The following is a 7992-nucleotide window of genomic DNA, read 5'->3' on the forward strand; positions in this document are numbered from 1 at the left end:
AAAAGAATTTTCAGCCTATCCATAAAAGATGGATTATTGAAAGAACATTTGCTTGGTTTGATAACCATCGAAGACTATGCCGAATTTATGAACTGCTAATCGAAAATGAAGAAGAAATGGTTAAAGTGGCCGCTATAAAACATTTATTGGACAAAATTTAAACAGGCTCTTATATCTATAAAAATATCTGATATAGCATACAGGGGTGTAAAAGCCCTCCCCTATTCGCTGAGGATATTGTAAATTGATGTAAAAAAAACAGGGCTGATTTTATGAAAATCAGCCCTGTTTTTTTAAACTAGCTTATGTGAACTTATTAGCGTAACCTATTCCACTTCTTTTTCTGTCTTTTCATCGCGAGCTCCCGCTTTTGGATCTTGGGTAACGCTTTGCTCATCTTCTTTTTTTACACGTGGAGATACAACTTCTGAGTTGGCCTCTAAATGGGATTTGGAGCCTTCATCTACATTTACATTTGGAGATACCGGCACTAGGGTCTCCGAATTAGCCTTGGTGCTATCTTGTTTGGTAGCTTGTGCAAAGCTAGCACCAGTACCTACCGCTAATAAAAGTGCGGAGAAAAATAACTTTTTCATAATCTTACGTTTTAAAATTAATTTTAGTGTTCAATAAAAAAACGACTGTCTCTCATTAAAATTATCTATCTCTCTTAAATTTAACGCTATTTGGCTTTTTTTAATACTTATTATGGAAATTTATTTTTTTTCTAAATTTACCTTAAATTTCTCCATAAATAGGTATACAGCTGGGCATATTTCTGCATTTTTTAGAGTGATTACATTAATCTGGTATATTTTTTTTCGATTAGTATGTGGATATTCCCGGCAAGCCTTTGGACGTACCTGATAGATAGCACATTCATTATCTTGGAGTAAAAAAGCGCAAGGAAGGGACTGTAATACCTTATCTTGATCTTCGTCCACTCTCAAAAACTTATCCTCAAATTCGGAAGGCTTTAGACGAAGATGCTTACTAATCCTTTCTATATCTTTTTCAGTAAAGAGAGGGCCCGTGGTTTTGCAGCAATTCGCACACTCTAAACAGTTTATTTGCTCAAACACTTCATTATGAATTTCTTCTGCTACGTAATCTAAATTCTTGGGAGGTTTCTTTTTCAGCGTTTCTAAAAACTTCTGGTTTTCTTTTTTCTTGAGCTTGGCCTGGGTTTTATAATATTTTAAATCCATATATAACTTGAACAAGATTTCAAAATTAAGAATATCATACCAATATCCACTCAGATTTTGTCAAATAAAGATTTTTCATTGTATATTTGAGGTAAAACAGTAGAGATGAAAGAAGTGAAAGACATACAAAATAGGATTGATATAGAGCTTTTAGTAGACGGTTTTTATAGGAAAGTTCAGAAAGATGATAAAATTAGTATCTTCTTTAATGAAATCGCACAAGTAAAATGGAATGAGCATTTACCTAAAATGTTCGATTTTTGGGAATGTTTGCTTTTTGGTAAAACCACTTATAAGGGCAACCCTATGCAAGTTCACTTCCCAATTAACGAAACAAAAGCCATGGAGAAAGAACATTTTGAGCGTTGGCTAAAATTATGGACGGAAACAATTAAAGAGAATTTTTCGGGAAAAATAGCCGATTTAGCCATCTATAAGGCCCAAAACATAGCCAACCTGATGTCTTATAAAATGGAAAATGCAAGGAAGGTAAATTAAATATAAGCTCACTTGCATTAGAAGATCTTTAACTTTCGATCGCTCTACCCCAGTTTACCTGAAGCGATAAATTGCTTTATAATATTTGCTCCCGTTCTTCTTTAATCATTTTTGTAGGATTCGCGACTCGAGCAATCGTTAAACCTTGTACAATAATAGAAAATACTACTACAAAATAAGTAACACTGAGGATAGCCGTGCTATATTCGCTCTTAGGTATGGACATGGCCAAGGCAATTGAAACACCCCCTCGAATACCTCCCCAAACCAAAACTTTAACCGTCTGCGGACTAAATCTAGACTTTAAGGACATAAACTTTGTAGGCCCCCATATGGATATAAATCTAGCCAATAACACGACTACAATAGCCCCTATTCCAGGAATAATAAAATCACTAAGATCTTTGATCATCAGCAATTCAAAGCCTATAAAGAGGAATAGAACAGCATTGAGAATCTCATCGATCAATTCCCAAAATTTAATCAGATAATCCTGAGTAACGGATTTCATTTTAAAATTAACATTAAAGTTACCCATAAATAAGCCAGCAGCCACCATGGTTAATGGACCCGAAATATGAAGTTGGCGCGCTATAAGATAGCCCCCCATTACCACGGCTAAAGTAACCAATACCGAAATAATATAATCATCCACTTCCCGCATGAGCCTTGATGTAACCCAACCCAGTATAATTCCCAACAGTATTCCCCCTCCTGCTTCATGAAGCAACATCATGGAAATGTTTTCTAGTCCCAGATCGACTTCTTTACCAGCGGCTAACTGCAACATAACGCTGAAAACAACCACCGCCATCCCATCATTAAATAATGATTCACCTGCCACCTTGGTCTCTAGTGATTTGGAAACATTGGCCTGTTTTAAAATACTCAATACAGCGACCGGATCAGTGGGAGATATAAGGGCTCCAAAAACAAGACAATATAGAAAAGGAATATGCATTCCGACTAGAGGAAAGAGATAATAAACCCCAAAACCCACTACAAAAGTAGAAATAACCACTCCTACAGTGGAAAAGATAAAAACGGGACGAAATTGCTCTCTAAGATCGTTGATATTAATGTGTATCCCTCCTGCAAACAAGAGAAAATTAAGCATGGCTCCCATTAAGACTTCTGTAAAATCTATACTATCCATCAATCGGTTTAATTTTACAAAAGTTCTGGGTAAAATGATTTCTCCAAAAAGAATTAAAAAAGTGGAAACGACAATAGCGATAACCATAATCCCTATAGCACTTGGTAACCTAAGAAATCTATAGTTAATATAAGCAAATATAGCAGCTAGTACAATAAGGACTGAAAATGAATAATATAATTCCATTCTTTTTGAGTATATTTTTTATTAATTCTATTCGATATCATCGTAATATTCGAAAAGAAAATCATTATAAGGGAAACGAGAAATATGGATTTTCAAGACCTCTTCATACAACATTTTCTTCATTTCGGAAAAATTTTTCTTGGTTATAGCAGAAACGAAGACTGTCGGAAATTTAGATTTTGCCATCCATGTTTTTTCCCATTCTTCTAAAGAAATATTTTTTTTGGTCACAGGGCTCAGATCGTCTTCTCCTTTCTGATCATAACTGAAGTCATCAATCTTATTAAAAACCATTACTACGGGTTTTTTATGCGCTTCTATTTCCTGTAATATTTCATTAACGGACTTTATATGATCTTCAAAGCTCTCATGAGAGATATCCACTACATGCACCAGTAAATCAGCTTCCCTTACCTCATCCAGAGTAGACTTAAAGGATTCTACAAGCTGAGTAGGGAGTTTTCTGATAAAGCCTACCGTATCCGTTAAAAGAAAAGGTAGATTTCCAATCACAACTTTTCTTACAGTAGTATCTAAAGTGGCAAAGAGTTTATTTTCTGCAAACACCTCTGATTTAGATAATGCGTTCATTAAAGTAGATTTGCCCACATTGGTATAACCTACCAATGCAACTCGAACCATTTTACCCCTGTTATTACGCTGAGTAGACATCTGGCGGTCTATGGTTTTTAATTTTTCTTTCAAGAGTGATATCCGATCCCGTATAATGCGTCGATCGGTCTCGATTTCTGTTTCCCCAGGACCTCTCATTCCTATACCCCCTCTCTGCCGCTCCAAGTGGGTCCACATTCTGGTCAAACGGGGAAGCAAATATTCATATTGTGCTAATTCTACTTGTGTTCTTGCATATGAAGTTTGTGCACGCTGTGCAAAAATATCCAAAATAAGGTTGGTCCTGTCAAGAATTTTAATTTCGATTTCACGCTCCAGATTTTTAAGTTGAGAAGGAGAAAGTTCATCATCAAAAATAAGGGTGGTAATGTCGTGCTCTTTTACAAATTCTCTGATTTCTTCTACTTTTCCCTTTCCTACGAAAGTTTTTGAATCCGGCTGAGACATTTTCTGTGTAAATCGTTTCTCTACGCTGGCACCAGCAGTGTAAGCTAGAAATTCGAGCTCATCCATATATTCTTGTAATTTTTCCTCATTCTGATCTCTGGTAATCAAGCCTACCAAAACAGCTCTTTCATAGTGATGCTCTTTCTTTTCTAACATATACAAAAATAAAAATTGGAAATAAAATCTGCAGCCTTAAATATATATAAAATATGTTTACTTTACTTCTGCATTTCTAATATGATCTGTGCTTAATCTTAAAAAAACATACAGGTTCAATCTGATGTTATGGTTAATCCCAGTCTGCTGCTACAAAGACCATTTTCTCCCCTTCTTTGTTGGTGAGGGTTAGAAAGTGACCATTAATAGCATAAGAATGCATACGGGAAAAGACGGATATAAACTGATTTTCTAAATCCAAATGATCGCTACAAAATTTCCGTGTACCCCCTATATGAGAAATAGAGATTTTATTCCCCTTCCCTTCTTTTAACTGAAAGCTCAGGTTATTACACCCCATAAATGCAACATATGCAGAGGCAGCTTTAGCCTGAGAAGTTAAATCTATACAGGCTTTGGCATGTATCAATTCCGCCTTAGAAAACTCCTTCAACGAAACCAACATCCACTTTCTCTGTAACTTATAGTTCAAATCTTGAGCCACAACACATCTTACTATACTCATTAAAGAGAACAGTAGTACCGTGAGTAAAACAACTCTTTTCATTAATTTTTTTTGTTTGAATTTATTAGAGACCAAAACTTAGATTTTTTACCAAAAGTTTTTTAATGCCCAAATATACATCAAAAAAATATATTTAGAGTTGTTCTGCATTGGACAATATAAATTGTGGAATCTCAATAAAATTTAAAAAAGTTCTCAAGAGAGAATAAATAAGATGTTTTTATATTTTATTCTTGTTTTTTTATTGATCTTAACCTGATAGAAAAAGACTCTTGTAATATTACAAGAGTCTTTTGATTTTAGTACAAAAAATACTTATGTACAATAACTTACTAAGCATTTTTTTCACCCCTCAAAACAATACTTTTTAGGTACTGCCCAATGCTTATCTCTTCTAAGGGTTTAGAATCAATACGTCCCAAAGAGACAGCTATCATCGAATATGAAAAATGACCAAAATACCAAAGGTTACATTTTGATTCGTGAACATAGATTATTGTACATAGAACTACTTTTCCGCAATACATCGAACGTTTCTGGCCTGAGCCCTAAATGCAGTATTTCCTCCCAACACGCCAACAGTAGACCTATTCTGTAAATGATATAAATAGTGAATATTACCATCTATTGTAGAAGCCCAATATATTCCCGCAATCCCCCTGTCTTGAAGCCCCGATTGACGATAAGGTTCAACATTAGCAACGCCTGTAACACTGAAAACTCCCTGAGATGGAAAAGTCAACTTCACATTTTTATTGTCCTTACTGGTGAAAACTTTTGCAGCAGTATAATTAGCATATCCCCTAGACCATTGTCCATGACTGGACTGAATTGTAGCATCTATTAGTTCACTAAATTCTTTATAAGTTGGAACCCGGTATCCTTCTGGGCAAGGATCTTTATCCGTTTTAATAGGAGCTAGTTCAGTCCCACTATTCCAATCTCTTGGAGAGGCAGAATGTCCATTAAAATTGCCGTTCATCCGTGTATCCGTACCTCCTGCTACAAATGCATTACGACCATATTGGTAATAATTCCCATGAAGACCTGCAACACTTGGGGACTGGTCAGGGTCTAAACTAGTATTGGCTCCTAGATTGTGTCTCATCCATATTTTCCCATTAATTCGAGCTGCGGATTGCCCTTTATAAGTAAGTAATATGTCTTTAGGATTAAGACGTACGGTGAGGCTATACTTGAGACCTGGAATAATTTTTATCTGGTCAGGAAATAAAGTCAGATTAGTTTTTTTTATGGGCCCCACACTAATGGAAGAAATTATTAAAGATGCTTTATCAGTATCTGCATTAAAAATAGCTTTTCCATTTACTTCATATGTATTCAATCCCGACAAAGGAAAATCCTTATTCTCTCTGGTTCCCAAATAGTTATTATAACCATCTGCCAACTCTATGTTAGAAGCAGCATAATGCGCATTGATATGAGACTTAAGTTCAGAAATTTGATACCCTGTATCAGAGCTATTTATTTTTGCTATAATTTGCGAAAATTGATGCTTTAGTACGACATGAATATAATTGGTTTTACCTCCATCTACCTTAATATCGGTTCTAAAGTACATAAAGTCCGTACTACCATCTAAATTATTCAACCTAGATGTTTCCAAAGTTTTACGAGAGGGATTAGAAAAATTAACTGGCGGAACGCTAGAAGAGTTTATAGAATAAGCTATAAAGGTATAAGTCTCTCCATCATTGAGAATCAGTTTCTCAGTATCTTTTTCTTTCCCTCTTATATAATCTCTTTCTGTAACATATTCTCCAGCATCTTTATATACCACCACTTTGTATTTAATCCCGGGGGGTAACAGCTGTATTTCAGCAGATTCCGATGTTTTCTGATCTTGATTTGCTGCCATTTTATGCATTTTATTTGAAGAAATAACAGGATTGAGTTCTGCTATCAAATTATAATCATCGGAGAAAGGGATCTCTTCTCGCAGGTTTCTGGGACGATTTACTGATTTTCTTGTTTTTTTTAAAGAAGCCTTTGGTCCTAATGTGTATAAATCTTCAAATGCCGCTCCAAGCATATTAATTTTTATTATTGCCGTCTGCGCTCCTGTTTGTCCTCCCGTATCTGTTAAATTATCAGACGTGCTACGGCAGGCTAGAAAAAAGAGAGTGGTAGAAATGAGCATTAAGCCTATGATGCCTATGGACCTTGTTTTTTTTGTTTTTTTCATTTTTATATATTTAAATGCTTTAGTGAATGTTTTTTGTTTTTTTTAGATAGACTCATATAAAAGTAATTACTCTTATACCTGAATATTCAGACAGTCTAAGTAAATTTTAATTAAAAAATGCTTTATAAGACCTGCCTTTGGTATAATGTTGCATTTTCCTTTTTTGACTTTTTAAATCCGTACTTCTTTGAATTAAAGCTGGAGCTATTGCTTTTGTGGCATCTGCTAGCTCTATCTGTTCTATACACATAAAATTCAAGTGTTTAATTTTCTTTTGGATCTTCTCTGTTTTTTTCATTGTACCATAATTTTCTTATTAAAGTTTTGTGCATTTCAGCGTCAAGTGAAAAATCAAATTTCATTTTATAAATATATTAAATTATATTTTACAATTTAATATCATAATAGCTATTTTTTTTAAAAGTAAGATCAAATAATGGTTTTTAATTTTAAATACCCAATTATTTTCAAAAACAATAAAGAGAAATGCTGCCTTAAAAAATACTGCTGTCCTTATTGTTACCAAGGAGGTCGTAAAAATAATTGGCTTTGGTTTCCAGTTAGATCAGTTGGGTATTCATTATTTTTTTCAAATATCCAACCTCTGAATGCCTATCAGCAAAATTTTTCTATAGAAATTTAAACAGTCTCTTAAAAGTAAGTATTCCACAAAAATAAATTAGAGAATTTAGTATCTTATCAAAATGGGTAGAAGTAATCTGCTTTATATGAATTAAAAAAAGCAGATTGAGGAATTGGAAAAACTCTCGATCAATCAGGATATTGTGGACCGATAGATAAGGATAGTTTTTTTCTCTTTAATAAAAAGAATAATGAATTGTCCAAAATGTCATGAGTCTGAAAAAATAAAAAACGGTATCATCAGGAATCTTCAAAGATACAAATGTAAAAATTGTGGATTTAATTTTACGGTATATAAAAGAGGGGGTGAATATTCAAAAACAATCAAAAAAAA

General features: G+C 34.1%; 9 protein-coding genes. 2 read left to right on the forward strand and 7 right to left on the reverse strand.

What is annotated here, in order from left to right; all coding sequences use genetic code 11:
* Positions 1-326 precede the first annotated feature (326 nt).
* Both GNY06_RS03420 and GNY06_RS03425 read right to left on the reverse strand, forming a co-directional pair.
* Positions 327-596, reverse strand: coding sequence for a hypothetical protein (locus GNY06_RS03420; protein WP_166518809.1), 270 nt, complete (start codon positions 594-596; stop codon positions 327-329).
* A gap of 120 nt (positions 597-716) precedes the next feature.
* Positions 717-1208, reverse strand: a complete 492-nt coding sequence (locus GNY06_RS03425) for a YkgJ family cysteine cluster protein (RefSeq protein ID WP_166518811.1) — start codon at positions 1206-1208, stop codon at positions 717-719.
* A gap of 114 nt (positions 1209-1322) precedes the next feature.
* Between GNY06_RS03425 and GNY06_RS03430 the strand changes: the two genes are divergently transcribed.
* Positions 1323-1706, forward strand: a complete 384-nt coding sequence (locus GNY06_RS03430; RefSeq protein ID WP_166518817.1) for a group III truncated hemoglobin — start codon at positions 1323-1325, stop codon at positions 1704-1706.
* 76 nt (positions 1707-1782) lie between these two features.
* Here GNY06_RS03430 and GNY06_RS03435 read toward each other — a convergent pair whose 3' ends face one another.
* From GNY06_RS03435 to GNY06_RS03455, 5 genes are all read right to left on the reverse strand, one after another.
* Positions 1783-3048 (reverse strand): cation:proton antiporter, encoded by a 1266-nt coding sequence (locus tag GNY06_RS03435; protein ID WP_166518812.1) that lies wholly within the window; start codon positions 3046-3048, stop codon positions 1783-1785.
* A 27-nt stretch (positions 3049-3075) separates the two neighbouring features.
* A complete protein-coding gene (gene hflX, locus GNY06_RS03440; protein WP_166518813.1) occupies positions 3076-4284 on the reverse strand; it encodes a GTPase HflX in 1209 nt (402 codons plus the stop codon).
* A gap of 133 nt (positions 4285-4417) precedes the next feature.
* Entirely contained in the window at positions 4418-4852 is a 435-nt protein-coding gene (locus tag GNY06_RS03445) for an META domain-containing protein (RefSeq protein ID WP_166518814.1), read from the reverse strand.
* A 466-nt stretch (positions 4853-5318) separates the two neighbouring features.
* Positions 5319-7016 carry an FISUMP domain-containing protein gene (locus tag GNY06_RS03450; RefSeq protein ID WP_166518815.1) on the reverse strand — a complete coding sequence of 566 codons (1698 nt, stop codon included), beginning with the start codon at positions 7014-7016 and terminating at the stop codon, positions 5319-5321.
* A 106-nt stretch (positions 7017-7122) separates the two neighbouring features.
* Entirely contained in the window at positions 7123-7314 is a 192-nt protein-coding gene (locus GNY06_RS03455; RefSeq protein WP_166518816.1) for a hypothetical protein, read from the reverse strand.
* 535 nt (positions 7315-7849) lie between these two features.
* Between GNY06_RS03455 and GNY06_RS15515 the strand changes: the two genes are divergently transcribed.
* Positions 7850-7992 (forward strand): IS1/IS1595 family N-terminal zinc-binding domain-containing protein (locus tag GNY06_RS15515; RefSeq protein WP_449390390.1); only part of this gene is annotated, 143 nt, incomplete at its 3' end.

The organism is Elizabethkingia argenteiflava (assembly GCF_009904105.1).
GTDB lineage: Bacteria > Bacteroidota > Bacteroidia > Flavobacteriales > Weeksellaceae > Elizabethkingia > Elizabethkingia argenteiflava.

Coding starts and splice junctions, on each gene's coding strand:
- GNY06_RS03420 (WP_166518809.1), bottom strand. CDS start 596: ATGAAAAAGTTATTTTTCTCCGCACTTTTATTAGCGGTAGGTACTGGT.
- GNY06_RS03425 (WP_166518811.1), bottom strand. CDS start 1,208: ATGGATTTAAAATATTATAAAACCCAGGCCAAGCTCAAGAAAAAAGAA.
- GNY06_RS03435 (WP_166518812.1), bottom strand. CDS start 3,048: ATGGAATTATATTATTCATTTTCAGTCCTTATTGTACTAGCTGCTATA.
- hflX (WP_166518813.1), bottom strand. CDS start 4,284: ATGTTAGAAAAGAAAGAGCATCACTATGAAAGAGCTGTTTTGGTAGGC.
- GNY06_RS03445 (WP_166518814.1), bottom strand. CDS start 4,852: ATGAAAAGAGTTGTTTTACTCACGGTACTACTGTTCTCTTTAATGAGT.
- GNY06_RS03450 (WP_166518815.1), bottom strand. CDS start 7,016: ATGAAAAAAACAAAAAAAACAAGGTCCATAGGCATCATAGGCTTAATG.
- GNY06_RS03455 (WP_166518816.1), bottom strand. CDS start 7,314: ATGAAAAAAACAGAGAAGATCCAAAAGAAAATTAAACACTTGAATTTT.